This window comes from Enhygromyxa salina, assembly GCF_002994635.1.
In the GTDB taxonomy this organism is placed as follows: domain Bacteria; phylum Myxococcota_A; class Polyangia; order Nannocystales; family Nannocystaceae; genus Plesiocystis; species Plesiocystis salina_B.
Window position 1 is genome coordinate 106,660 of record NZ_PVNL01000138.1, and the last position, 24,947, is coordinate 131,606.

The window sequence follows — 24,947 nt, forward strand, 5'->3', positions numbered from 1 at the left end:
ACTCCAGGGACCGGACTCAGAGTCCTCAAGGGACCGAGGAGGACTCCAGGGACCGGACTCAGAGTCCTGGTTTTGCTCTGACTCCAGGGACCGGATGGAGGACTCCAGGGACCGGACTCAGAGTCCTGGTTTTGATCTTGGGATCAAGGCCAGACTTCCGTTCAGTGGAAAAGGCCGATCGGACTCAGGATTGGGGGGTGAATACGGGTTTTAATCATTGCCCCGCAGAAGCTCTGCAAACGTCGCGTTTGCGGGCCGACATCTCCTGCGTGGCCATCTCCAACGCGCAAAAACAAGCCAGTGCCGCCCGTCGGGCGGAAAATCGAGCCCGCGGCCAAGCCCGCCCCCACGCGCGGGTTCGCGCTCGGCCGATCCACCCTCACAGCAGCTACAAGGTCACCAAGCGTTGCCTCGAGCGCCGACTGTTCCTCACCCCGGGTCACAAACCGGCGGAGCTTCTCAACCTCATCGGCTATTTGCTGGCCCACACCGCCAATGAGCACGGCATCCAGATTCACTCGGCCGTCTTCATGTCGAACCACTACCACATCGACGTCACGGACCCGCGTGGCGAGCTCGTCGCGTGGAAGCAGCTGTTCAACAGCACGCTCGCGCGCGCTCTGAACGGGGAGCACGGGCGGTCCGGCGCGTTCTGGGCCAACGGAGCTTGCGACACGCTGCGGCCGACCGACGACGCGACCTTCATGGACCTCGTTTATACAATCGCCAACCCGGTCACGGCGGGTCTCGTGAAGTGGAGCCGAAAGTGGCAGGGATTCACGACCGCGGACTGGCGATTTGGCGAGACGCGGACGTTCAAGCGACCCGAGGATTTTTTCGATCCCAAAGGCGACATGCCGGAGAAGGTGTCGTTGACGCTAGTGCGGCCGCCGATCTTTCTCGAGCTCGATGACGACGCGCTCTACGAGAAGCTCGCGGCGACGGTGCGGGAGAAGGAGCGAGAGATTCAGACCGAGTTTCGGGCCCGGAACCGGAAATTCATGGGCCCGAGCCAGATTGCTCGGCAAAAGTGGTACCGGCAGGTGGTCAGCTATGAGAAGCGATTCACCGTGACGCCGAAGGTGGCCGCGTCGTGCAAGTGGCGACGCTTGGCGCAGCTGCAGCGGGATCGTGAGTGGGAGCGCGAGTATGCTGCCGCGCGGGCGTCGTGGCTGGCCGGGGACTCGGCGGCGGTGTTTCCGGCGGGGACGTACTGGCTGCGGCGGTTCGCCGGGGTCACGGTTGCGCCGCATCCGGTCTCGTGAGCGTGTGCAGACAGGGGATGGCGGGGTCGCTCGAGGCCATCCCGCCGGTTGGCATTGGTTTCGAGCAGGATGTGGGGCGTCGGCGCGTGTGCAGGAGCGAGTTTTCGGCTCGTTGAGACGAGAATGGACGCGAAATCGCGGGTCGTGCGTGCGACCCAGCCGGCTCACGCCTCTCACCGACGGTCGTTCCCACGGAGACTCTCAGTCCGGTCCCCCTCCTCCCGGAGACTCTCAGTCCGGTCCCACGTCAGTCTTCCGGTCCCACGTCAGTCCGGTCCCACGGAGACTCCCTTCCGCCTCCTCCGGTCCTCACGGTCCCGCTTCTTTCACGGATACCGCGTCCGCGTGAGCGGATCCTCAATCCGAAACACAGCCCGCGCCTCGTTGATCACCACCAAATCCCCCCCATCCCAAGTCAACGCCTCCACCTGCCCAGTCACACCAGAATCAAACGCAATCCAAGAAACCACCTCCCCAAACAACTCCCCCCCATCCCCCGAAGCCGGAACCGCAAACACAAACACCCCATCATAGCAAAGCATCGCCCAATACCGTCCCGCATACTCCCCCTCCAACGCCAACTCCGCCGCGGTCACTTGCCCCGACCACCGCTGCCGCGTACCCGGATCAATATACCCCCCAAGATCAAACCGAGCAACCAACTCCAGCCCAACCTCGCCCCCCTCCAAACTCGGAAACCGATACAGCCGAGTCCAATCATCGCTGCGATGCTTGGTCAGCAGCCACAGATCCCCACGCCACCAAAACAGCGCCTCACTATCATAATCCGCCAGTTTGTTCCCAAACCGACGCTGCTCCGGAAAAAAATAATCAACACTACGATCAACATAGACCTCATCGACATCCGCATACGGATCCGGCTCCGGGATCCGATGAACCGACAGGTCCCGACGCCCCGAGTCCCCGTTGCCAGTGTCCCCCAGCCACAGATTCCCGCGATCGTCATGCGTAATATCCTCCCAGTCGACGTTGATCGTCCCCTTCACCCGCAATCGCCTGATCACATGACCCTGCCTGTCGATCGCAAACAGCCAGTTACCAGCCCCCGAGTCCCCATGCGTCCACAGCACCCCAGGGTACCGCGGACTCGTCGTCACCCCCGAAGGCTCACGGATCGTACGGTCCAGCGACACTCCAGTCGGCGACGGCGGCGAGCAGCCAAGCAACACGAAGAATCCAACAACGCAGCGGCGGTCCGGCACGTCCGGGAGCTTACCTCACCAGCACGTCTGGCGGCGTCATCCGGTCGTCGACCAGCGTCTCGCTCTTGATATCCGCAGTGTCAGCATCGGGCAGAGCCTGATGAAGGTCGCCCTCCGCCACCCGGGTCTCCGGATCCCCCTTGTTCGCAAGCCCAGCCGAGATCCGACGCGCATGGGTGACGCGCACCAAGTACTTGTTCCCGAGCGCGCTGAAGCACGCCTCCGCGCGGACCAGCGCGGCGAGGGCCTCGGGCGCATCCTTCCGAGCCAGCGCCAGCTCAGCCGCGCCGCGCAGCAGCCGACCTTGCTCGATGCGGTTGTCCTGCTCCGGGATCGACATGATGCTCGTCGCGCGCCGCAGCGCGGCCTCGGCCGCCGCAAACTCGCCCGTACGGATCAGCAGATCCGCCGACAGCCGAGTCGCGATCGCGTGCTGCAGCGGGTTACGGGTCGGGCCGTGGGCCGTACCCGCGAGCACCTTGTCGAGCGCCGCGCGAGCGAGCTCGAATTCACCGAGCCGGGTCAGCAGCTCGGCCCGCCCGTTCAACGCCAGCAACACGACGAGATCCATCCCCGCCTTGCGAGCCCGAGCCTCGACCGCGTCAAAGCTCGCGCGAGCCTGATCAAATTCGTCGATCGCCAGGTGAATGTGCCCCTCGAGCACGCAGGCGTACTCGCGCGCGAGCATCATACGATCGATCTGCGGATACCGTAGCGCGCTGCTGACCAGCGCCTGGGCCTCGTCAAACGCCCCCCGCTGCCAGGCCAAGTAAGGCCGCAGATACAGCGCCCATGGATACGGCGGGCTGCCGATCTTTCGGCAGTTCCCGGCAATGCGCGCGAGCAGATCTTCGGCTTGTTCTTGCCGGCCAGTCCACGCGTACCACAAGCACGGATACGCCCAGACCTGATTATAAAAATCGGGCTTTTGGCTCTCGTCGACCGCCCACACCCCATAGTTGACCATCTCCGGGTCAAAGCGGCGCCCCTGGAACACCATGCAATTGGAAAACACCGCCGCACCGACGCGCGCCGACATGGCCACGCTGTTGCCGCCAAGATCAATGTTGAACAGGAGCTGCCGGGCACGGACCAGCACGTCGCTCATCGCGTCGAAGTGGCCGGCGGCCTGCAGACAACCGGCGAGCGCGGTACACATCGCGCCCTCGAGCGGCGTGCCCGTAAACGGCAGCAGCGCCAGCGCCCGCTCACCTAGCGGCAACCCCCGCGCAGGCTCGCCCGCCATTCCAGCCGCGACGCAGCCAAACACGTAGCTCTCGAGCACCTTGGGCGCCCAGCTCGCGACCGGCGGCGGCAGCCGCCGCAGCGACCCCGCGCGCTTGTGCCGATAGGCCTTCGGCTTGGTCATGTTCGCGATGGCCCGGTCCCGCGCCGACGCGGGCAGACGCTCGATCCCAGCGACCACTTTCTTCAACAGCGCACAGACCTTGTCGATGTTGCCACGGGACTCGAGCGCCTCGCGGCAGCGGGCGGCCGCGTCAAACGCCATGCTCGGCCACAACACGAGGGCGTTCTCGGCGATCCGGGCCGACAGATCGAACGCCAGCGCGTCCGAGCTCGAGTCGAGCAGCTCGAGCGCCCGGCTCCAGTACTCGATCGCCGACGACTCCGCGCCCGAGCGCTTGGCAGCGTCGCCAGCCCGCAGCGTGTACTCGAGCGCCTTGCCCGGCGCCCCACCCCGCGTGAAGTGAAACGCGAGCGCGGCCAGGTAAGCGTCGAGCTGCTCGGCGTGGCGTCGCTCGAGATACTCACCGCAGCGCCGATGCAGAGCCTCGCGGGCGCCGGCCGGGATGTCGTCATACAAGACCTCGCGCACGCGATCGTGGGGAAACACGTAGCGGCGGTCCTCACGGGTCAAGAACCACCGCTCGGTCAGGGTCTCGACGTCGGTGAACAGCTGGTCCTCGTCGACGCCGCTGAGCGCGAGCAGGGACTCGCGGTCGAGCGAGTTGCCGAGCACGGCGGCGACCCGGGCGAGCTCGAGCGCGCTCGCGCTCAAACGACCAAGCCGCTCGAGCACGACCATGTCAATGCTGTCGGGCAGCGAGCGCGGCGCCCAGTTGGGCGGCAGTGACCAGCCCTCCTCGGTCGCAACCAACACGCCCTGCTCCATCAGATCGCGCATCACCTCGGTCACGAAGAACGCGTTGCCTGCGGTCGCGTGATAGAGCGCCTCGATGAAGGCGTCGGTGACTCGAAGCTCGCGCAGCATCGACTCGACCAGCCTGCGAACCTGCGCCTGATCAAACGCCTCGAGCTTGAGGTGCTCGGTCTGCCCGTCTTGAACCGTGAACCACAGCGGACTGTCGAGCGAGGCTTCGTCGCTGCGCAAGGTGGCCACGCACAGCAACCGACTCGACCGCATGTGGCGAAGCAAGTGATTGAGGAGCTCGAGGCCAGGCAAGTCACACCACTGCAGATCCTCGACCGCCACGACCAGCGGAGTCTTGGCTGCGACCGCGAGCAGCCAGTCGGTGACGTCGGCCGCGAGCTTGCGCTTGTCGAAGCCCGGCGCGAACTCATCGCCACCGTGACCGCTGGTGTCCGAGGCCGCGCCCTCGAGCCGATTGCTCACGGACAGATGCTGCGAGAACAGGTCGGCCGCCGACAGCGACAGCAACGGCCGCAGCGCGACCGCGAACGACTGATACGGGCCGGTGCTGGGCTTGCACTGCAGGTGCACGACCTGCGCGCCGCGGAGCTTGGCCTGGATCAGGACCTCCTGCATGAGCCGCGACTTGCCGACGCCAGCCGGCCCACCGATGAACAGCGAGCGCGCCTGGCCCTGCTCGGACTCGACGGCGAGCTGCTCGAGGTGGGCGAACTCCCGCTCGCGCCCAACCATGAGATCGCTGATCAGGTAGCTGGTGTTGCGCGCGAGATCCTGACGAATGTGGTGGGCGCCAGCGAGGTGCGCGAGGTCATCGGCGACCTCGGACGCCGACGTGTAGCGGTCGCGCACGTCCTTGGCGAGCAGCCGATCCACGATCGCCTCGAGCTCCGGCGGGGTGTCGCCGCGATAGGCACGCAGCGACGCCGGGGCCTCGTTGATGTGCGCCCGGAGTGTCTCGCTGGTGGTCCCCAAGAACGGCGGACGCCCGGTCGTCATCTCGAACAGCACACAGCCGACCGAGTAGAGATCCGCGCTCGTGTCCAGCGTGCCACCGACCACGGCCTCGGGCGCCATGTAGGCCGCCGTCCCGATCGCGCTGATCCGCGAGCGGCTGCCCAGCCACTCCATCAAGCCGAAGTCCATGACCTTGAGGGTGCCGTCGCCGCGCACCCGCAAGTTCGACGGCTTGATGTCGCGGTGCAGGTACAGCCGCGAGTGGATGAACTCGAGCGCGAGCAACAGCTGCAGGGCCAGCGCGTAGATGGTGTCGAACTCGAGGCCGCCGTCGACCAGCAGCTGCGACAGCTCGCGACCGGGAACCAACTCCATGGTCAGGTACTCGGTCTGGCCGTCCAAGAAGCCGCAGTCATAGACCTCGACGGTGTTGGGGTGCCGAAGCCGGGCCATGGCCCGAAACTCCTCGCGAAACCGCAAGCGGCGCTCCGGCGTGATTGGAACATCGGAGCGAAAGGTCTTGAGCGCGAGCTCCCGCTCCTCGCCTAGCGTGTCTTGCACGCGATAGACCGTACCCATCCCGCCGTGACCGAGCTCCTCCAGCACGCGAAAGCGGTTGGCTATCCACGCAAGCGACACCACGAACATCATGCCAGAACTCGGAGACGACGATGCTCAATGGCCTCGGCCAGGTCTTGGCCTCGGCCAGGTCTGTGGCGGAAAGCAATTGCGCACCGCGAATTCCGTTGTACGTAAACCATCGATGTAGCGGCAGCGGCGCAAGCGATCGACAATGGCATGTGGAGTGGGCGGGCGGTCGCAACTACGGACCACCGGGCACTGCATGCCTTCAGAACCGCAGTGACCAATTTAGCGCCACTGCGTCGCGCCCAATCGTTGCGGTCGGAATGGCCGCACGCCGCCTGCGCTCGCGCTCGTAGCCCAACGCGACCAATGTTATGCCGGTCACAAATAGAGCCCCGGCCGCCACACCACCGGTGAGTCCTGTGATTGCGCCTGTGTGTATTCGCTGATCTTGACGGGCGATCGCGTCGAGATCTGGATCGGATCCCACGCTCAGCGCTTGTCGTTGAGTGACGGCGTCTGCGCGTAGTCCCAAGCCCACCGCCATCGCAATGAGCGCCGCCCCACCGAGGCCGATGACCACGTTGCCCGCCAGGACCATGCGGTAGTTTGCAGGGTCGACCTCGATCGGCGTTGGTGGTGGCAACAGCATCGGTGCCGGGGGAGTGACCGCTTCGTCTTCACTCGCCTGCCCGCCCTCGAGCTCCGGCGCAACCTCGGCTGCCGGGTCGGTGGCTGCCGGTTCGATGACAGCCGGTTCGGTGGCTGCCGGCTCGATGACAGCCGGCGGTTGGGTTGGGTCGACCCCATCCGGCTGCTGGGCGTCCGGCGCTGGCTTCGACGGCGCCGCGCGTGCACTCGTCGGGACGACCACGCTCAGCACGAACATCATCAACACGATCGACCGACTCGCCGACGAGTTGCTCGCCCCGATCATCTGGGTGGCTCGCTGCACCGCTCGACCCTACTCAAGCTCGGTGTCGGGCGCGAGGCGAGCGAGCAGCGCGACGGCGGCGGTCTCGACCCGCAAGATCCGAGGCCCCAGACTCACCAGCTCGTCGCCCAGCGCCATGAAGCGCTCGCGCTCGAACGGCACGAACCCGCCTTCGGGTCCGAGCACCAGACCCAGCGGGCCAGTCGCCGCGCGCGGGCACGGCTTGCGTCCTTCGGGGTCGGCGACCAGCACCGGGCCCTGCTCGCGCAGCGCCACCAGGCGATCCTCCACGAACGGCAAGAACCGCGGGTGCAGCTCCACGCGCGGCAGGACCGTGTCGACACACTGCTCGAGGCCCAGCAGCAACTGACGCCGAATCGCAGCGGGCTCGATCGCCGACGCCCCCCAGTAGCTCTTCTCGACCCGGCGGCTGTGGAAGAACATGAAGCGCTTGACGCCGATCGCCGTGCCCTGCTGCAGCACCTTCTCGAGGGTGTGCGGGCGCGGCAGCGCGATCGCCAGGCTCACGCGTGAGGGCGCTGGCGGTAGCGAGCCCAGCTCCACGCGCAGCTCGAGGGCGTCTCGATCACAGCGCAGCACCTCGGCGTGACCGAGGTTGGCCGCGGGTGGTCCGTCGCCCTCGTCGAGCAGCCCCACGCGCACGCGATCGCCGACCGCGACCCGCAGGTGCTTGCGCGCGTGGACCAAGCGACGGTCGCTCAGCTGCACGCGGTCCTCGGTGACAAAGTCGCCGGGCTCGAGCACGATCAGGTTCACGACGAGCTCCCGTTCACCGCGCGAGTCTGGGCGACCCACGCGACCGGGTCCAGTTGGTATTATCCGCGCCATGTTCTCTCGTCGGCGACTGCTCGGATCTGTGGCTTGTGCTGGCCTAATCGGCTGCCGACGCGCGAGCGAGACCCCACGTGTCTCGGCCCCTGCGCAGCTGATCCACGCCAACATCTACACCAACGACGAGACCCAGCCCCGCGCCGAGGCCATGCTCGTGCGCGACGGGGTGATCCTCGCCGTTGGCAGCCGCGCCGAGCTCGAGCAGCGCGGCGCCAACCAGCTGCTCGACTGGCGCGACGTCACGATCATCCCGGGTCTGACCGACGCGCACGCGCACTTGCTCGGTCTCGGCCAGACCGCGGAGATCGTCGACCTGCGCGGCGCCGCCTCGGTCGACGAGATCATCGCGCGCCTGACCGAGCAGGCCCCCGCTTCGGGATGGATCCTGGGTCGCGGCTGGGATCAAAATTTGTGGGGCGGCGCGATGCCGACCGCGGCTCAGCTCGACGCCGCGTTCCCCGATCGCCCGGTCTGGCTGCGCCGCGTCGACGGTCACGCCGGCTGGGCCAACAGCGTCGTCATGCAGCTGACCGGCATCGTCGCCAGCACCCCAGACCCCGAGGGCGGCGAGATCCTGCGCGACAGCACAACCGACGCCGCGGCCACCGGGGTCCTGATCGACGCCGCGATGGACGTGGTCCCGGTCCCGAGCCCCAGCCCCGCCGACGTCGAGCGCTGGCTCGACACCGCGTGCAACCACGCCGCCTCGCTGGGGCTCACGGGCGTCCACGAGATGGGCCTCGACGCCGTCGCCCACGCCGCGTTCACCAAGCTCGCAGCCGGCCGTTCGCTGCCCCTGCGGGTCCACGCCTACGCCAGCGAGAGCTGGTGGACTTCCGGCCTCGACGGGCTCACGCGCGCGAGCGTGGCCCCGACCGATCGCTACGCGCTCGCGGGCGTCAAGCTCTACGTCGACGGCGCGCTCGGCAGCCGGGGCGCCGCGCTGATCGAGCCCTACGCCGATCGCCCCAAGCACAGCGGCGCGCTCATGCACGAACCCCAACAGTTCACCGAGCTCGTCAGCGCGATCCTCGAGCGCGGCTTTCAGGTCGCTTCGCACGCGATCGGTGATCTCGGCAATCGCACGATCATCAACGCCTACGCGCAAGCGCTCGCCGCCAAGCCCACGCCGGATCACCGGCTGCGAGTCGAGCACGCGCAGGTGGTGGACCTCGCCGACATCCCCCGCATGGCCGAGCTCGGCTTGATCGCCAGCATGCAGCCAACCCACGCGACCAGCGACATGCCGTGGGCCCCCGCCCGGCTTGGCCAAGCTCGGCTCGCGGGCGCCTACGCGTGGCGACGGATGCTCGACGCGGGCGTGCGCCTGGCGTTGGGCAGCGACTTTCCGGTCGAGCGCCCCTCACCGCTGCTTGGGCTCTACGCCGCCGTCACCCGCCAAGACCCAAGTGGCCAACCCGCTGGCGGCTGGCTGCCGGATCAGCGCCTGAGCATGGCCGAGGCGATCGCCGGGTTCAGCGGAGCCGCCGCCTTCGCAGCCCACCGCGACGATCACCTTGGGATGATCGCACCTGGGTACCGAGCCGACCTCACCTGCTTGCGCGGCGATCCATATACCGTCGAGCCCCACGCCGTGCCCGAGCTCGAGGTCCACGCAACGATGGTCGAAGGCGCGCTGACCTTCGAGCGCTGAAGCCCGCGAGACCTTCAGCTGACGCGCCCGTTCTAATACCGTGGTCCCCAATCACGGCCCGCCAGGCGATCGCGCTGTTTCTCGGGTGTCAACGCATATTGCTTGCACACCTCAGACTCGCCACCTTCCAGGAAGGTCTGAACCGCACAATTGAACTCATCAGGCGAATTCATCATTGGCGTGTGTCCGCCCAGGTGAATCACGTAGGTCTCGGTGTCGGCGATCGCCCGATCAAACACCTTCATGGCGTTGATCGGCACGACCGGATCGTCATCCCCCCAGATGACCAGCGTCGGCGCCCAGATCTGCCGCAGCTGCCCCTTGGGGATTCGCGCGAAGGTCGGCGCGAGCAACGAGGCGAGCGCCTCGAGGTACGGCTTCTCCTCGACCGTGCCCGCGAAGCTGCCAGCGAACGCCTGCCGGGCCTGGCTCTTGGGGTCCAGCCCCGGATAGTGCTCGGCCGTCGTCATGTTCGACATCTGCAGCCAGCGCGCCGTGAGCATGTTGAGGACCGCGCCCGCCGAGCCGGTGTAGCGGGTTCCGGTCGCGTCCGAGAGCACCAGCTTCGACACCCGCTCGGGCTGCTGGCTCGCGAATTGGGCCGCGATCCAGCCACCACCCGAGTTGCCGATGACGATCGCCCGCTCGACCTCGAGCGCGTCGAACAGGCCGCCGAGCACCGCGACGTGCTGCTCCATCGTGTAGTTGATGTGGGGTCCACGCTCGGACTTGCCGTGGCCTGGGGCGTCGAACACGATCACGCGGTAGCGGGACTGAAAGTGCTCGAACTGGTCCCACCAGTTCTGGACGTTGCCGCTCCAACCGTGCACGAACACGATCGTCTCGGCGTCCTTGGGGCCGGCCTCGAGGTAGCAGATGCGCAGCCCCTCGATCTCCACGAACTGCTCGTCGAGCCAGTACCCGGGCGGCGTCCAAGCCTGGGTCCCGGCGACGACCGGTCCGCAGCCCAGCCCAAGCCCAAGCCCAAGCACGGCCAGCGCGCTCGCTACGGCACGGGCCAGCGTCGTGATCGGGTGCTTGCGTCGAGCGATCATGACTTCCAGCGGTGCCCCGAAGAGTAGACCCAAGCGCCCACCCTCACCACTCGATCTTCATCCCGATCGAGGGCGCCGTGGGCAACGAGAGCACCGGCCGGGTCACGGTGAAATCGTAGCCATAGCTCAAAAACTCCGTGTTCTCCGCATTATAGACGTTTTGCACGTCGAGGTAACTGGTCACCTTCACGCGCCGATACACCCAGGTCTTGTCGATGCGCAGATCTAGCTGATGGAACGTCGGTAGCCGCGCCGAGTTCGTGGGCCCCTGGATCGGGATGTACTCCGCCGAGGTCGCGTCGACCACACCGTTTTCGACCGGCGTGTACGGGTTGCCCGAGACCACGCGCAGACGCGCGCCGATCCGCCAGTTGAGCGGAAAGTCGTAGCTGGCGATCAGCGTGAGAATGTGGGTCTGATCGAAATTGAACAGCACCTGGGGCTCACCCGGCGCCGGGACCCGGACCGAGCGCATCAGCGTGTACGAGACCCAGCCGTAGAAGCGATCGCCGAGCTCCTTCTTGAGCAGAACCTCGCCGCCGTACACATCACCGGTCCCCGTCGAGGCAAAATTTTCGGGTCGCGGCGTGTCCTCGCCGGGCCACGACATGATCTGCCGCGACGGACTGGTGAGGTCCCACAGCCGCTTGTAAAAGCCAGTGAGCTCGACGCTGACATCCCACGGCAGCTGCTGCACCACCGACAAGCTGTTGTGCAGGGAACGCGACAGACGAATCCGCGGGTTGCCAAAGAACAGGTCGTTCTCGAACTCCGCGGGCCCCTGACTGTAGAGCCCGACCCCACCCTTGAGCTTGGTCTTGTCGGCGAGATCCACGATGAAGCGCAGGCGCGGATCGAGGGCCGCGCGGTTCTGCGGGGCCGCGAACCAGTCGAAGCGCAGGCCCGGGTACAACATCAGGCGCTCACCCACCCGCAGCGTCAACGTGGAGTACAAGCTGGGGATCAGGCGTAGGTAGTCGGTCTCGCGCACGGTCGCGTCGCCCGAGGTGCTGCCGACCGCGTTGTCGCCAAATGGCACGATCGCCGCGCGCCCCCGCCACCACTCGCTGACCAGCTCGGTGCCGACCCGCAGCCGGGCGTTGGCGCTCAGTCGCCGGCTGATCTCCGCGCGGGCCGAGAGCGTGTCGGTGTCGACCTCGAAGTCGAAGTCGCCAAAGATCGCGCCCGAGAAGAACTCGCGCTTGTATGAAGGCGTGATCAGAAACTCCCACGGCCCGTCGACCTTGCGATACACGAGATCGACCCGGTGAAACCCCTGAATGGTCTCGAGCCGGTTGCGCTCATCATCGCCGACGTCGTTTTGCTCGGTGAACAGCAGCTTGCTGCGATCATCGGAGCCAAACACGCGAACCGAGAAGTCGCCGCCTGCGACCGGATAGTCGAACAGGGCCTGGTAGTCCCAATAGCGCGGGGCCAAGGTCAGGCCCAGGCCAACCTCGTCGGGGATGACCAGCGGCAACAACAGATCCACGTAGCTGCGCCGGCCAGACAGAATGAAGCTACCCTTGCCGATCGGCCCCTCGACCAGCACCCCGGTGTCGAACAGGTCCGTGTCGATGTAGCCATGATACCCATCGCGCCGGCCCTTGCGTGGCTGGACGTTGACTACCCCACCGAGCGCGTCGCCGTAGCGGCTGTCGAAGTTGCCGGGGATGAAGTCGATCTGCGCGAGGATGTCCGAGTTGAACACCGACGTCAGCCCGCCAAAGTGAAACAGCGTCGGGATCTCGTGATAGCCCAGATAGACCCCCGAGTCCGCGGGCGCGGCCCCGCGGATCGTCAGCTGCCCCGCTCCAAACGCCGCACGGGCGACGCCCGGAAAGTTCTGGACCGACTTGAGCGCGTCTCCCAGAGTGCCGGGGATCTCGTTGACCTCCTCGATCTTGATCGTGCGGACCACCGCCTCGGTCATGCCGTCACGCTCGACGCTGACCTCCGTGCGATACGGATTGGCGGCCGTGCGCGTCAAGAAGTACTTGGTCTCGAGCCGCTGGTCCGCGTTGAGCTCGACCACCCACTCGAGCCGCTCGAAGTTGGGTGCGATCATGATCAAGCGGACCAGGCCGTCGGGCACACCCGCCAGCGTGAATTCGCCGAGGTCGTCGCTGACCGTTTTGTGCATCCACGCCGGCTCGCCCTCGTCGCCGTAGAGCTTCTGTCGGACCTTGCCCAGCGGGTATTCGCCAGCCGGGACCGCGAGGATCGTCGTGCCGCTCACGGGCGTGCCGCTGCCGGCCTCGAGCACGACCCCCGAGATCCGCGGCGGGCTCGGGGGCTGCTCGATCGGATCGGTGTGGTCCGTGGCTTCGTCGATCTCATCGAGCTCGTCGGACTTGTCCGGCTGCGGCGGCGCGAACGGGAGCGCCAGCGAGAGCACGACCTCGACCGGCTCGCCCTCGAAGCTCGCGGGTTCGAACCGCAGCGCGGCCACGACCTCGAGCGCGATCGCGTCGAGCACTGGATCGAGGCCCGCGAGCAGCTCGAGCTCTGTGGGCACCCCGTCGACCCCGACCACGTACTGCACGACCACCTCGCCAGCCGGGGGCTCGTCTTGTCCGAGCAGCTCGGCTGGATAGCTGTAGGGGCTGAGCTCGTTGATCAGCGTGGGCGGGACCAGCTCCGACGCGGGCGCCGTGGGCTGTGCTGGGGGCGCGGCGAGAGCGGTCGTTGGGATCGACAACGAGCACGCGAACGCCAACACCAGCCCCGCGCCAACGCGGCCCTTGCGGAGCCTCGGTCCAGCCGTGCGTGCCTCGCAGCGGGGTTTCACGGGGCGTCTGGATAACACAACTCGCCGGGTGGAGGCACGGCGGGCGCGAGCGGGGCGGTTGCGCGGGGCGTGGGAGGTGCCGTGGGGTGAGCGTGTGCGAAGGCCGTGTTTTCGCGCTCGGTCAACGACAAGCCTCGCGGCCGGGCAGCACATCCTCAGCCAGGGCGCTGCGTCTCCACCCAGGCGAGCAGCTGCTCGGGTCGCACGGTGATCGATTGGTAGTGCTCCGTGTCCACTCCAACGTGGGCAGCGATGTCCGTGGGGCAACCGTTGTCGGGTTTGACCTCCTCGCTCCGCAGCCGCTCGCCGGTTCGTGCGTCGAACAGCTCGATCGTCGACACCTGCAGCGGCACCTCGATCATGCGTCCCAGCGACGGACCAGCGGAGGGCTGCGGGTCCGCCATGGGATCTGGTGCGACGACGTACGGCCCGCACTGCGTCGGCTTTACTGGCTGCCGATCTTCGACGACGACCCAGTCAATCTCACGCAGCGACTTCGGTTCCCCGACCACGAGCACACCCCCCGCGTAGTCTGGAAACACCACGGCCTTGGCCGGCGCCTGCGCTGGGCCGGACGAGATGTCGTGGTGTTGCAGGCTCTGCGCCAGCGCTCGCGCGGGCATCTTCAAGCCCGTCTCGACGCGTGCGAGGAGCCGGATCTCCTCGACCACTTTGCCGTCGTCGATGACGGCGAGCTGGGTCGTGTGGCTGAGCTTCTTCGGGTTCAGCCCGGCCGGCTCGCCCAGCTCGGCCGCAGCAGCGTCGGCCAACAGCACCGCGAGCGGCAAGCGAACCAGGTCGCCTTCGCGCTGCAGATCATGAGCACCGACGCGCAGCCCCAGGCGCTTGTCGAGATCCAGGCGAAGGTGAACGTCGCCGTCGGCGGCTGGCGTGCACTCCAACGCCTTCTTTCCGATCACCACCTGAACCCTGCCGGGGTCGCCGGCATTCTTCTCAGGCGCGTCGCAGCCCACGAACTTGACGCTGGGCGAGCAGGCCGACAGCAGGCCGACCAGCGTTAGCAATGCAGCGCTGAGCCACGGGCCCGAGAAATTTCGATTGCGCACGGTCCCATCGACAACCAAGAGGGTAGTTAGCGAGCGAGCCTCCTGAGGCACTTCGGCCATGCGAGCAAGAGTTTCGCACGATGCGTCACGCAACAAAGTTCGTGACGCTGGCACCGCGAGATAATTTTTCCGCAAACTATTCCTTGGTGCCAAAGGCGCCGTCCATCAGTTCTTGATCATAACCGACGACTCGGTCAGTGGTCGCGTAGACGTACAGGGCCGTGTCGTAGACCGAGCTGGCGACCGAGAACAGCAGCGCGACGCTGACGTAGCCGAACACCGCGAAGCCGAACGGGATCCACAGCAGATTACCGGTGTTGAACACCGTGAACAGCCCAGCGGCGAACACCGTGACCCCGAAGATGCTCAGGGTCTGCATCCAGCCAAAGCCGATCTGCTTGACCAGGCTCTCGCCCCAGGTCTTCTTGAACAGCCCAGCCGAGGTCTTGAACCCGTCGATCGGGCCGACACCCTCGTAGACCATGGCCGGAACCACGAACGCGGTGAGGATCTCCCACAGCCCGCCGAGCATGCCCTCGATCGTACGGACCACGATCTTGCCGACCGCCCCGAACTTCTCGGCGATCTGGCGCAGCGCGAGCAGGACCATGCCGACGGTCGCGCGCGCCAGCGCCCAGCCGAGGATCTGCAGCAGGCGCGAGAAGCCGAAGCGGATCGACTCGCCGAAGGTCGCGTCCCCACCCTCGAACCGGACCTTGGTGGTGTAGGTGATGCAGACCTTGGTGAAGGTCCCGATGAAGGCCAGGCCCAGGTACAGCACGAAGGTGAAGATCCAGTCGACGACGGTCATCTCTTCGACGTCCGCGCTGCCGGTCTCCATGGCGACGGACGCGTAGGGCCAGACCACCGCGACGATCCAGCCGATCGACAAGATCCCGCCGATCAACGCGAACAGCAGCAGCTCCTTGTCCTTGTCGATCACGGAGAACGAGCGCTTCGTCAGATTCCAGGAGCGGGACAGTGTGCTGAACATGATCACCTCGCAGCGACGCTGCGGCGCGAGCATATCAGAGCTCGGCGTCCCCCGTCGCGCCAAACGGCCGCGGGGACAGAACGCGGGTGCGAGCCCGATCCAGGGGCGTGTGTACTTGTGACCCCGCTGCTGCCCGCCTCGTCGTGGCCTGAGCCTCATTCTCCGCCTAGGGCGAGTTCATGAGTGGTCGAGCTGCGTGCGGCGTCACGGGGGCTGCTTTGTGCGGCTGTGATCTCCATGTTGATCGGAGCCTACTGAGAATCACTCCTTCCGGTAGGAGACCACGGCGGACTCGCCAGCCACAACAACCCAGCCCAAATCTCACCAAGGCTGGCGCGGAGACGCGTCCACGTCATCACACCAGCCGAGCCTACCCCCACGCAGTGGCGCACAATCACCCCATGCCCACCCCCGACACCCCAGCCGCGCGCGTGTGCATCTTCGGCGCGGGCGCGATCGGCCTGGACCTCGCGACCGCACTCCTCACCACCAACCGAACCTCACTCGCGTTCATCGCCCGCAACCAAACACTCACAGCCCTACGCAACCACGGCCTCGAAGCCCACACACCCACGGGAGCGATCACCCACGTCCCTCCCGATCGCTACCGCTGCGTCGAGCACCCCGCCGAGCTCGGCGAGCAAGACGTCATCTTCCTAACCATCAAGTCCGGCGCCACCGCAGCCGCGCTCCCCCAGCTGAAACCACTCCTGGCCCCGCACACCATGGTCGTCACCGCGATGAACGGCCTCCCCGCCTGGTACGCGAGCGGTCGCCCGGCGATCGAGCGACACCTCACCGACACCCACGCTCGCGACACACTGTTCTCCAACCTCCCCCGCGCGCAGATCATCGGCGCCGTCGTCCACCGCAACGCCACCTGCCCACTGCCCGGCGTCGTCCACCGCAACGCCGGAACCGGCATGGTGCTCGGGCAGCTCGACACCCCGTCCAGCGAGCGCCTCACAACGCTCACCCAACTACTCGACGACCCCGCCTACACCCTGAGCTCGACCCCAGACATCCACCGCGAGCTGTGGCACAAGCTGCTGATCAACGCGTCGTTCAACCCGATCAGCGTGGTGTGCGAGCGCTCGCTGAGCGAGATGGTCAGCGCCCCATCGATCCGCGCCCGCCTCCGGGCGATCATGGACGAGCTGCACGGCCTCGGGGTCGCGCTCGAGGTCACCACGCCGGGCAGCTTCGACATCGACGCGCTGTTCGAGCGGTTCGCGGCCGAGCGTCGGGGCGCGTACACATCGATGCTGCTCGACTACCAGCGCGGCCGACCGCTCGAGCTCGATCGCATCGTCCGCGCCCCGCTGTGGCTGGCCGCCCGCCCGGGCCTGGGCTACCCGATGCCGCAGCTGCAGGCGGCCCTGCGCGAGGTCGAGGCCAAGGCCGGGGTGCTGGCCACGGTCCGCGCCAGCGTCCGGCTGTGAGCTCCAGACGATCTATTCCCACAGCTGCGTAAGCGCTGTGTAAGAGCCCCGAAAATCCTCGCGTTGTCGGCCCTCGCAAGCCCATGCAACGCCTTACTCGCTCTCCCCGCATCCTGCTGCTGCTGTCTGCCCTCGCCCTGCTTGGCACCGCCTGCGACCGCGATGCTGGCGGCGGCCCGCTCGGCCCCCTCGATGTCGTCCACGTCGACGAGCACGACAACATGCAGGTCGTCGACGCCGAGCGGCCCTACGTCGCCCCGGTGGATCTCGAGCTCGAGTGGGCGCTGGCCAACGCCCTGGTCCCGGCCGACACGCCCAGCGAGGTCGTCGCTCGCGTCCGCATTCAGGCGCCCGACAAGCTCGATCTTCCCCGCCCGCCGGCCCGCGTGGTCCTGGTCGTCGACACCTCGGCGTCGATGAAGGGCGACGCGATCGAGGGCGCGAAAGCTGCCGCGATCGAGCTGGTCGACAGCCTGGCCGACGACGACAGCTTCTCGTTGGTGGTGTTTCACTCGCAGGCGCAGACGCTGATATCGGCGACGCTGCTCGGCGACGAGAGCCGCGCCGCGGCGAAGGCCGAGATCGAGAAGATGCAAGCGTGGGGCACGACCGATCTCGCGGGTGGCATGAGCCTGGCCCTGCAGCAGCTCTCGACGGCGCCGATCAGCATGGCGACGCCGGACCCCGAGACCGGCGCGCTGGTCCAAGCTGGCGCGGGAGTGTGGGTCAACAACGGGCCGGATCCGCAGGTGCTCGAGCGGGTGGTGCTGCTTGGCGACGGCGTGCCCAACGATCCCACGCCGATCGCGTCGCTGACCCAGCAGTTCGCGGGGCGCGGCGCCGAGATCACGGCGCTCGGCTACGGCCTCGACTACGACGAGGTCTTGCTGGCGAGCTTGGCCGAGCAGACCCACGGACACTTTCGCTTCGTCGAGGAGCCCGACGCCGTGGCGGCGCTGTTCCGCGAGGAGGTCCTGCATATCCAGCGCACGGTCGCCAGCGAGCTGCGTCTGGGCATGGGGCTGGGGCCCGGCATCTCGCTGATCGAGGTGGTCGGCCACGCCACGCAGTGGAACTCCAGCTTAGGCCGCAGCGAGGTCGCGCTCGGCAGCATGGTCGAGGGCCAGACCCAGGAGCTGATCGTTCGGCTGCTGGTCAGCCCCCACAACGACGGCGCGACGGTAGAGCTCAGCGACCTCGAGCTCAGCTTCAACGACGTCTACACCGGGACGGGTCAGCGCTTCGAGCGAAGCTTCATGTCGGCTTTGTCGAGCGGCGACGCGCAGGCGATCGCGGCCGGGCGTGACGTCGAGATCGCTCGCGCGGGCGCCCACGCCCGGACCGACGCGGCGACCTTGCAGGTGCTGTCGCTGGCTCGCGCGGGCCAGCTCGAGCAGGCCAAGGAGCTGCTCGCCGAGGCCGTTAACTGGGCCAAGGAGACGTCCAAGACCCTCGAAGACGAGCAGCTGCGGACCCAGGCGGACAAGCTCGCGGCGCTCGAGCCCGAGCTCAAGGGCCTCGCCCGCCAAGCGCGGCAGCCGGTCGGGCACAACGGGCCGGGCAGCCTCGGGGGCGGTGGTCAGCCGCAGGCGTTCCCGGCCCAGCCAAGCTCGCCCGCGGGCGCGCGCGCGGTCAAGTCGGCGCACGCCGACGCGTTCAACAACCTCCACAACTGAGCGCCACGCCTGCAAGCGGGCGAGGAGCCTCGCCCGAGCTGAAAGCAAAACGGGACGCCCGAGTGGGTGTCCCGTTCTCACTCCTGGGCGCGGCCCGTCACTCACGGTCGCGGGACTCGCAGCGAGTCTCGGTCGGCGTGCACTTGAAGCGGACGTGAAGATGGTCCGCATGACCGCGAACATGCTGGATGAGCGGCGAACCAGTTCCGGGGGTACTGGGATACTCCATCCAGTTTTCTAGCTGTTTTTCGCTGTACCGATGGGTACTAATCGCAAATTCGTGCAGGAGCCTCTGCAACTTCGAGTCGATGAAGATCACCTCGATCGCACCGGTTTCTCGCAGAAGTTCGAGCAGCGACCAGGTCAGCTCGCGGTTGAGGTTGCGCTCGTCCATGACCTGCGGCGCGAGCTCGGACTTGTGATCCCAGATCTGCGGGTAGCTCAGGTCGACGTCGCGACCCGACTGATGCGAGCTGTGGGGATTGAGCCGGCCGCCCGCGCGCGCGCTGAGGTTGCCGACGATGATCTGTTGCTCGCTCGGGAACCGTCGCGCCCACTCGCGCAGGACCAGATCGATGGTCGCCACGGTGGTCTGCGTGGCCCATGCCTTCCACGGCGTGTGCCGCAGGATCCGGCCTGGGCCGTCGACCATCGGCATTCCGCCCTCGACCGAGCCGCTGCCCGGGAACCCGACCGACTGGCTCGAGATCCCTGGCTTGCGCCGGTAGACGATGATCTTCGTCTGCGGCGGTTGCTCACGATCCAGCGAGACACCAGGGTTCAGCGCCTCGATCTCGTGGTGAAAGATCTTATAGAGATTTGCTACTACCTTCATCGAGCCGCCGCGCTTGATCGTGTACTTCACGACGTCGGGCGCGACGTAGTCCTGTGGCCAGCGCTTGCCAGCCAACAACGAGCCTTCGGGCGGTCCCCGCTCGCTCGCAGGAGTTCCCACTTCTGGCGGCAAGATGTGCTCGGGCTTGTCCTCGACGTGATCCGAAACAGCCCCATTTTCGGCCGGATCTGGCCGTTCTGAGGGGTCTTTTGGATCTCGGGCTGCGGCGTCGTCGCTCGGAGCGAACAGGTCGCCGTCGACATCGGGCAGCGCCGAGCTGGTCTGCGCGTGATCGCCGATCGCCATCGAGGGCGCGCCCTCGTTGACCGGGCCGCCGAGCTTGAGCAGCGCGACGACGATCCACACGGCGCCGGCGACGAGCAGCAGCAGCGAGAGCACCGACGGGCGACCGCGACCGGCCTCGGGCGCGAGCCCGTCGTCGTCGTAGTCCTCGTCGTCGTAGTCGTCATCCTGGTCGAGATCCCCATCGAGATCCCGCCCAGCTCGACGACCCGAGTCGCCCGCGCGTGCGGAGCCGAACTCATGCTCACCAACATCCTCCACGCCCTCGGGGTCGAGGCTCGTGGGGTCGTCGTCAAGGTCGCCGCTGCCGGCCATATCGTTGTTCGAAGGGCCCATACCTTCGTGGTCGCCGAGTGTGCGGCTTGGTCCCGCACCGGTGCAAGTGTGGGGTCGAGACTGGCGAGATTCGGGCCCGCACGCTGGTGTTGAGGCGCTTCGCGGGGTTGTGTGACACCAGCGCGGCAAGGCCGGGGAGGTCGCGCGCGCGCGAGATCTGCCGGGTGCGCTGGCTTGCCACCATCCGCGCACGCTAGGGTGCGCACACGCGCCGCGACCTGGCGTGAGGAGCAACCGTGCACATCAGCGACAGTTTTGACGCAGGCAACATCGAGGTCCTGGACGCGAGCGACCCGACCGACGTTCGGCTCGAGATCCGCAAGGACCATGGTTCCGATCATTTTCAGTGGTTCTACTTTCGCGTGAGCGGGGCACGGGGCGTGGCCCTGAACCTGCGCCTGACCAACGCTGGCAAGGCGAGCTACGTCGAGGGCTGGAACGGGTACCACGCCTGCTTCAGCCACGATCGCCAGACCTGGCGACGGGTCGCCGACACCAGCTACGCGGACGGGACCTTGACCATCCGGCACACGCCAGCGTGCGACGCCGTCTACTTCGCCTACTTCGCGCCCTACTCGATCGAGCGTCACCACGACCTCGTCGCTCGCAGTCTGCAGTCACCGCTGGTCCAGCAAGAGCTGCTGGGGCGCACGCTCGACGGCCAAGATCTGGATCTACTGCGTGTCACCGAGGGCGGCGGCCCCCCGAGCGAGACCAAGAAGCGCTGCTGGGTGTTCGCGCGCCAGCACCCGGGCGAGAGCATGGCCGAGCACTTCATGGAAGGGCTGCTCGCGCGCCTGCTCGATCCCACGGATCCGGTCTCACGCACGCTGCTGCGCAAGGCCGACTTTTGGATCGTGCCCAACATGAACCCCGACGGCAGCCGGCGAGGTCACCTGCGGACCAACGCCGCGGGCGCCAACCTCAACCGCGAGTGGCTCGAGCCCAGCATGGCGCGCAGCCCCGAGGTCTACCTGGTCCGCGAAAAGATGCACGCGACCGGCCTCGACTTCGCGCTCGACGTGCACGGCGACGAGGCCCTGCCCTACAACTTCATCGCGGGGCCTGACGGCGTGGCTTCGGTCAGCGCGACCACGCGCGCGCTGCAGGCCGAGTTCGAGGCCGAGTTCGCCGCCGCGAACCCCGACTTCCAGACCAAGCATGGCTACCCCGTGCCAGCGCCGGGCCAGGCCAACATGACGATGGCGACCAACTGGATCGCCGACGCGTTCGGGGCCCTGTCGATGACGCTCGAGATGCCGTTCAAGGACAACGCGAACCTCCCTGACCCAGAGTTCGGCTGGTCGCCGGCCCGCTGTGAGCGGCTGGGGCACGGGGCGCTCGCGGCGTTGCTGCGGATCGTCGACCGACTCGGCTCGTGACGCTTGGACGCGGGGGTCCACGCGAGTGAGCGCGCGCGCGGATCCTCGGTCTTGCGTCCACGCGAGAGTCCGCGCGCGTCCCCAGCGGACGCCGCGAGACACCGGGACGCTCACACGGCGGCGGTCGACGCATCGGGTTGGGCACGCGGGTTGCTACGTGCTCGAGCATGAGTCCCCAACCGAACATCCATACTCACCTGCGGCGGATCGCTGCGCTCGGCCTCGCTTGCTTGGCGCCGCTGGCGATCGCCTGCGACGACGAGCCCATCGCGGACGTCCCACTCTCCAAAGAACGAGCTGCGCTCGCGGCCGCGGGCGCGCTCGTCAGTGACAGCCCCGACATCATCGACGGCTTCAGCCCGGTCGGCTTCGACGAGGAGCGCCAGATCTATGTCTACGATCGGGATGACGACGGCTTCCCCGACATCACCGAGGCGCTCGACGGCACCGACATGCTCGATCCCGACGACAACCTCGCGATCAACTCTCGCTCGCAAGCTCCGCAGGCGGCGGTGTTCCCAGCGACGAGCTGTCGCAGCGGCTTCATCCAGGCCGGGCCGCGCCTGTGCATTACTCAGTTGGTCCAGAACGCGACGCGGTACCGGTTCGCGGTCGACAATTGTCGCAACAAACGCAGCGACGTGTGCAGCTACGAGGACCTGACCTACCTCTATCTCAACAGCGGGCTGGACGCGTCGTACAACCCCGACGGCGCGTGGATCGGCAACATGGTGGACGACGACCTGGTCTTGTGTGGCAACCGGTCGATCACCTTCAACGGCGACCCCGACCTCGCCAACTTCGAGGGCACGTGCAGCAAGCATGAGAGCCGCGAGTACTGGTGCTGTCACGGTGACGAGTGAGACGCGGGCGCGCTATGCTGGCGCGCGTGAGCGAGGACGACCCCGAGGGCAGCGCTGGCTCGCGCAAGCGCTGGCTCGCGGTCAAGCTGGGCGCGGCGCTGCTCGGGCTCGGCACCCTCGGGTTTGGGCTCTACGCCGGGATGGTGATGCTGCCGCGCGCGACTGGGTATGCGGCGAAGATCGGCTGCACGGCGGTGTTCGTGAGCGGTCTCGAGCCTGCGCGCGTGCTCAAAGAGGAGCTCGCGGCGGTCGGGTTCGTGGATGTCGAGTTTGATCATGACACGCAGACGACCCGGGCCGCTGTGGTTGGGCTGGCTGAGCAGCGCGCGACCCATCGGCGCGGCGTGGGCTGTACGCTGGTGCGAGATGGTCTCCCGCTCGAGCTCGACCTGGCCCCCGTGGCGGCGCCCGATGACGATCGGGCTTGGCCGGCCGGCGACGCGCCCGACACCCGTGACGATCCGAGCGGGCTCGACCGCGCTGCGCTCGACGCTGCGCTCGACGCCGCGATTGGCGAGCCGGATCCCGCTGCTCCCCGCCGGACTCGCGCGGTGGTCGTGGTGTACGACGGCCGATTGATCGCCGAGCGCTACGCCGAGGGCTTCGACGCGAGCACGCCACTGCCCGGCTGGTCGATGGCCAAGAGCGTGACGAATGCGTTGATCGGGCTGTTGGTCGGGCGCGGCGAGCTCGAGCTCGACGGCCCAGCGCCCGTGCCCGAGTGGCGTGAAGACCCAGATGATCCCCGCGCCGCGATCACGATCAGCCAGCTGCTGCGGATGAGCTCGGGCTTGGCGTTTGAGGAGCGCTATGGCCCGTTCGGCACTGGCTCGGACATGTTGTTCGTCCACGAGTCGTGCGCCGAGCTGGCCGTCAACCAACCGCTGATCGCCTCGCCGGGTACCCGGTACGCATACTCGAGCGGTACAGCCAACATCCTGGCGCGGATCGTTCGTTCCCGGTTTGAGGATCCTGGCGCGCAGCTTCGGTTTGCGCAGCGCGAGCTGTTCGAGCCCCTGGGGATCCGCAGCGCCGTGCTCGAGCTCGATCCCAGCGGCGTGTTCATTGGCAGCTCGTTCGCGCTGATGAGCGCGCGCGACTGGGCCCGGCTCGGGCAGCTGTACCTCTATGATGGCGTGTGGAATGGCCGGCAGCTGCTTCCGGCCGGCTGGGTCGAGTACACCCGCGCGCCCGCGCCTGCGGCCCCGCGCGGTGAGTATGGGGCGCTGGTTCAGACCAACGCGGGGGCGCCGGGCCAGCCTGAGGACCGAAGGTTGCCCTCGCTGCCAACCGACGCGTTCGAGATGGTGGGGTATGAGGGGCAGTCGGTGTTGATCGTGCCCTCGCGCCGCGCGGTGATCGTTCGGCTCGGGCTCACGCGGGGGCCCGCGCAGTGGGATACCGATAGGTTTGGGGCGAGCGTGCTCGCTAGCTTACCCGGCTAGTCCTCGAGTCGCCCTCGATGATGGTGGGTGTGACTACCGGCGTCCAGCGACGAGAGCACGGCGTGACCCGCAGCGTTCCGCCGCTGCGGGATCAAGCTCGTGCTCGTGCTCCAAGGCCGCCAGACCGTGGAGTTGGTCGCTGGCCCAACCGTTATCTGGGAGCCCGTGGTGCAATGCATCGTGTCGCCTCGCGCCGGATTTTTCGCCGAGGGCGAGGCGCCGAAACGCAGCTGTACCGGGCGTACTGCAAGTTTCGGCAACACTGCCCTCGGCGAAAAGGCCAAGCGAGGCGGCGCGAGGCATTGCACCACGGGCTCCTAGCCTAGCCTTCGAGACAGTTATCAAAGGTCGTCTTACAAGCGGCGAGCTCCTCGGGACCCTCGGCACAGGCCGCGCACAGATCGTGCTGCTCGAGGCACGCGAGCACGAGCTCGTCGTCGTAGTTGGGCAGGCACAGCTCGACATCGAACTGCCCAATACACCCGTCAAACATGCCCTGACAGGCGAACACGTCCTCCGAGCTGGTGGCCAGCTCGGCGCAGCCAGCATAGTCGCTCACGCACGCGTCGAGCTCCGCTTGCGGACAGCCCGGCTCCTCGCAGCTCTCACACGGGCCAGGATCGACGCAGTTGTCGAACAGCGCGTTGCAGGCCTCGACGTCCTGGATCGTCTCGGCGATCTCGATGCAGGCGGAGTGGATGTCAAAGCAGGCAGGGTCCGGCCCGTCGCCGTCGCCGTCGCCACCATCGCCGCCGTCGCCACCGTCGCCACCATCGTCGCCGTCGCCGTCGCCGCCATCGTCAGTCTGCGGAGGCGGATCACCGCCGTCGTCGTCCGACCCGCCCGTGGTCCCGCTGTCCGAGTCGTCCCCACCGTGCCCGCTGTCACCTGCACCGTGCTCGTTGTCGCAGGCCTCGAGGCAGGAGTCGAGAAACGCGTCGCAGACCGCGATGTCCCCGGGCCCGTCAATGTCGTCCATGCAGTCGCCATATTCGTCGTAGCACTCCGCGATCGAGTCACCCCAGCTGTCGCCCACGGTGATCGTGCAGGCGGTAGCGAGCCCGGCGAGCAGCCCCAGGGCACCCGCGCGGAGGGGAACACGTGAGCGGCGCCCTTGGTGAGCGGGACGAACAAGAGAAGAGGTGAACTGGATGAGG

Annotated in this window: 17 protein-coding genes; 7 read left to right on the forward strand and 10 right to left on the reverse strand. The window is 67.3% G+C overall.

Annotation, left to right across the window (positions count from 1 at the left end; translation table 11 throughout):
* The first annotated feature begins 164 nt into the window (after positions 1-164).
* On the forward strand, positions 165-1,265 hold the full coding sequence (locus ENSA7_RS37450; RefSeq protein WP_146158588.1) for a hypothetical protein: 1,101 nt from the start codon (positions 165-167) through the stop codon (positions 1,263-1,265).
* A gap of 326 nt (positions 1,266-1,591) precedes the next feature.
* On the opposite strand, the gene ENSA7_RS37455 is transcribed toward ENSA7_RS37450, so the two are convergent.
* The 4 genes from ENSA7_RS37455 to ENSA7_RS37470 form a co-directional block, all read right to left on the reverse strand.
* Complete coding sequence (locus tag ENSA7_RS37455) at positions 1,592-2,488, reverse strand: SdiA-regulated/phytase-like domain-containing protein (protein WP_146158589.1); 897 nt, start codon at positions 2,486-2,488, stop codon at positions 1,592-1,594.
* Positions 2,489-2,498: 10 nt separating this feature from the next.
* Positions 2,499-6,227 (reverse strand): ATP-binding protein, encoded by a 3,729-nt coding sequence (locus tag ENSA7_RS37460; RefSeq protein WP_106094220.1) that lies wholly within the window; start codon positions 6,225-6,227, stop codon positions 2,499-2,501.
* A gap of 199 nt (positions 6,228-6,426) precedes the next feature.
* On the reverse strand, positions 6,427-7,059 hold the full coding sequence (locus tag ENSA7_RS37465; RefSeq protein WP_146158590.1) for a hypothetical protein: 633 nt from the start codon (positions 7,057-7,059) through the stop codon (positions 6,427-6,429).
* A 66-nt stretch (positions 7,060-7,125) separates the two neighbouring features.
* Positions 7,126-7,872, reverse strand: coding sequence for a 16S rRNA (uracil(1498)-N(3))-methyltransferase (locus ENSA7_RS37470; RefSeq protein ID WP_106094334.1), 747 nt, complete (start codon positions 7,870-7,872; stop codon positions 7,126-7,128).
* Positions 7,873-7,942: 70 nt separating this feature from the next.
* Here ENSA7_RS37470 and ENSA7_RS37475 point away from each other — a divergent pair, with 70 nt between their 5' ends.
* On the forward strand, positions 7,943-9,601 hold the full coding sequence (locus ENSA7_RS37475) for an amidohydrolase (RefSeq protein WP_106094222.1): 1,659 nt from the start codon (positions 7,943-7,945) through the stop codon (positions 9,599-9,601).
* Between the two features lie 32 nt (positions 9,602-9,633).
* Here ENSA7_RS37475 and ENSA7_RS37480 read toward each other — a convergent pair whose 3' ends face one another.
* The 4 genes from ENSA7_RS37480 to ENSA7_RS37495 form a co-directional block, all read right to left on the reverse strand.
* Positions 9,634-10,656: an alpha/beta fold hydrolase gene (locus tag ENSA7_RS37480; protein WP_106094223.1), complete on the reverse strand. Its 1,023-nt coding sequence runs from the start codon at positions 10,654-10,656 to the stop codon at positions 9,634-9,636.
* Positions 10,657-10,699: 43 nt separating this feature from the next.
* On the reverse strand, positions 10,700-13,447 hold the full coding sequence (locus ENSA7_RS37485) for a TonB-dependent receptor (protein ID WP_244924040.1): 2,748 nt from the start codon (positions 13,445-13,447) through the stop codon (positions 10,700-10,702).
* A gap of 155 nt (positions 13,448-13,602) precedes the next feature.
* Positions 13,603-14,514, reverse strand: coding sequence for a hypothetical protein (locus tag ENSA7_RS37490; RefSeq protein WP_146158591.1), 912 nt, complete (start codon positions 14,512-14,514; stop codon positions 13,603-13,605).
* 136 nt (positions 14,515-14,650) lie between these two features.
* A complete protein-coding gene (locus ENSA7_RS37495) occupies positions 14,651-15,508 on the reverse strand; it encodes a DUF6159 family protein (protein ID WP_146158592.1) in 858 nt (285 codons plus the stop codon).
* Positions 15,509-15,909: 401 nt separating this feature from the next.
* On the opposite strand from ENSA7_RS37495, the gene ENSA7_RS37500 reads away from it, so the two are divergent.
* A complete protein-coding gene (locus ENSA7_RS37500) occupies positions 15,910-16,950 on the forward strand; it encodes a ketopantoate reductase family protein (protein WP_181234487.1) in 1,041 nt (346 codons plus the stop codon).
* An 83-nt stretch (positions 16,951-17,033) separates the two neighbouring features.
* The gene (locus ENSA7_RS37505) at positions 17,034-18,626 is read left to right on the forward strand and encodes a vWA domain-containing protein (RefSeq protein ID WP_106094228.1); all 1,593 of its coding nucleotides are present in this window, start codon (positions 17,034-17,036) and stop codon (positions 18,624-18,626) included.
* 97 nt (positions 18,627-18,723) lie between these two features.
* Here the strand turns inward: ENSA7_RS37505 and ENSA7_RS37510 are convergent, their stop codons facing one another.
* On the reverse strand, positions 18,724-20,100 hold the full coding sequence (locus ENSA7_RS37510; protein WP_146158593.1) for a penicillin-insensitive murein endopeptidase: 1,377 nt from the start codon (positions 20,098-20,100) through the stop codon (positions 18,724-18,726).
* A 236-nt stretch (positions 20,101-20,336) separates the two neighbouring features.
* Here ENSA7_RS37510 and ENSA7_RS37515 point away from each other — a divergent pair, with 236 nt between their 5' ends.
* The 3 genes from ENSA7_RS37515 to ENSA7_RS37525 all read left to right on the forward strand — a co-directional run bounded on the left by ENSA7_RS37515 (position 20,337) and on the right by ENSA7_RS37525 (position 23,790).
* Complete coding sequence (locus ENSA7_RS37515; protein ID WP_106094230.1) at positions 20,337-21,482, forward strand: M14 family metallopeptidase; 1,146 nt, start codon at positions 20,337-20,339, stop codon at positions 21,480-21,482.
* 167 nt (positions 21,483-21,649) lie between these two features.
* Positions 21,650-22,345, forward strand: coding sequence for a hypothetical protein (locus tag ENSA7_RS37520; protein WP_146158594.1), 696 nt, complete (start codon positions 21,650-21,652; stop codon positions 22,343-22,345).
* Positions 22,346-22,371: 26 nt separating this feature from the next.
* Entirely contained in the window at positions 22,372-23,790 is a 1,419-nt protein-coding gene (locus ENSA7_RS37525) for a serine hydrolase domain-containing protein (RefSeq protein ID WP_181234488.1), read from the forward strand.
* A gap of 322 nt (positions 23,791-24,112) precedes the next feature.
* On the opposite strand, the gene ENSA7_RS44630 is transcribed toward ENSA7_RS37525, so the two are convergent.
* Complete coding sequence (locus ENSA7_RS44630) at positions 24,113-24,826, reverse strand: hypothetical protein (RefSeq protein WP_181234489.1); 714 nt, start codon at positions 24,824-24,826, stop codon at positions 24,113-24,115.
* Positions 24,827-24,947: the final 121 nt, after the last annotated feature.

Coding starts and splice junctions, on each gene's coding strand:
- ENSA7_RS37460 (WP_106094220.1), bottom strand. CDS start 6,227: ATGATGTTCGTGGTGTCGCTTGCGTGGATAGCCAACCGCTTTCGCGTG.
- ENSA7_RS37475 (WP_106094222.1), top strand. CDS start 7,943: ATGTTCTCTCGTCGGCGACTGCTCGGATCTGTGGCTTGTGCTGGCCTA.
- ENSA7_RS37480 (WP_106094223.1), bottom strand. CDS start 10,656: ATGATCGCTCGACGCAAGCACCCGATCACGACGCTGGCCCGTGCCGTA.
- ENSA7_RS37495 (WP_146158592.1), bottom strand. CDS start 15,508: ATGTTCAGCACACTGTCCCGCTCCTGGAATCTGACGAAGCGCTCGTTC.
- ENSA7_RS37500 (WP_181234487.1), top strand. CDS start 15,910: ATGCCCACCCCCGACACCCCAGCCGCGCGCGTGTGCATCTTCGGCGCG.
- ENSA7_RS37505 (WP_106094228.1), top strand. CDS start 17,034: ATGCAACGCCTTACTCGCTCTCCCCGCATCCTGCTGCTGCTGTCTGCC.
- ENSA7_RS37510 (WP_146158593.1), bottom strand. CDS start 20,100: ATGGGCCCTTCGAACAACGATATGGCCGGCAGCGGCGACCTTGACGAC.
- ENSA7_RS37520 (WP_146158594.1), top strand. CDS start 21,650: ATGAGTCCCCAACCGAACATCCATACTCACCTGCGGCGGATCGCTGCG.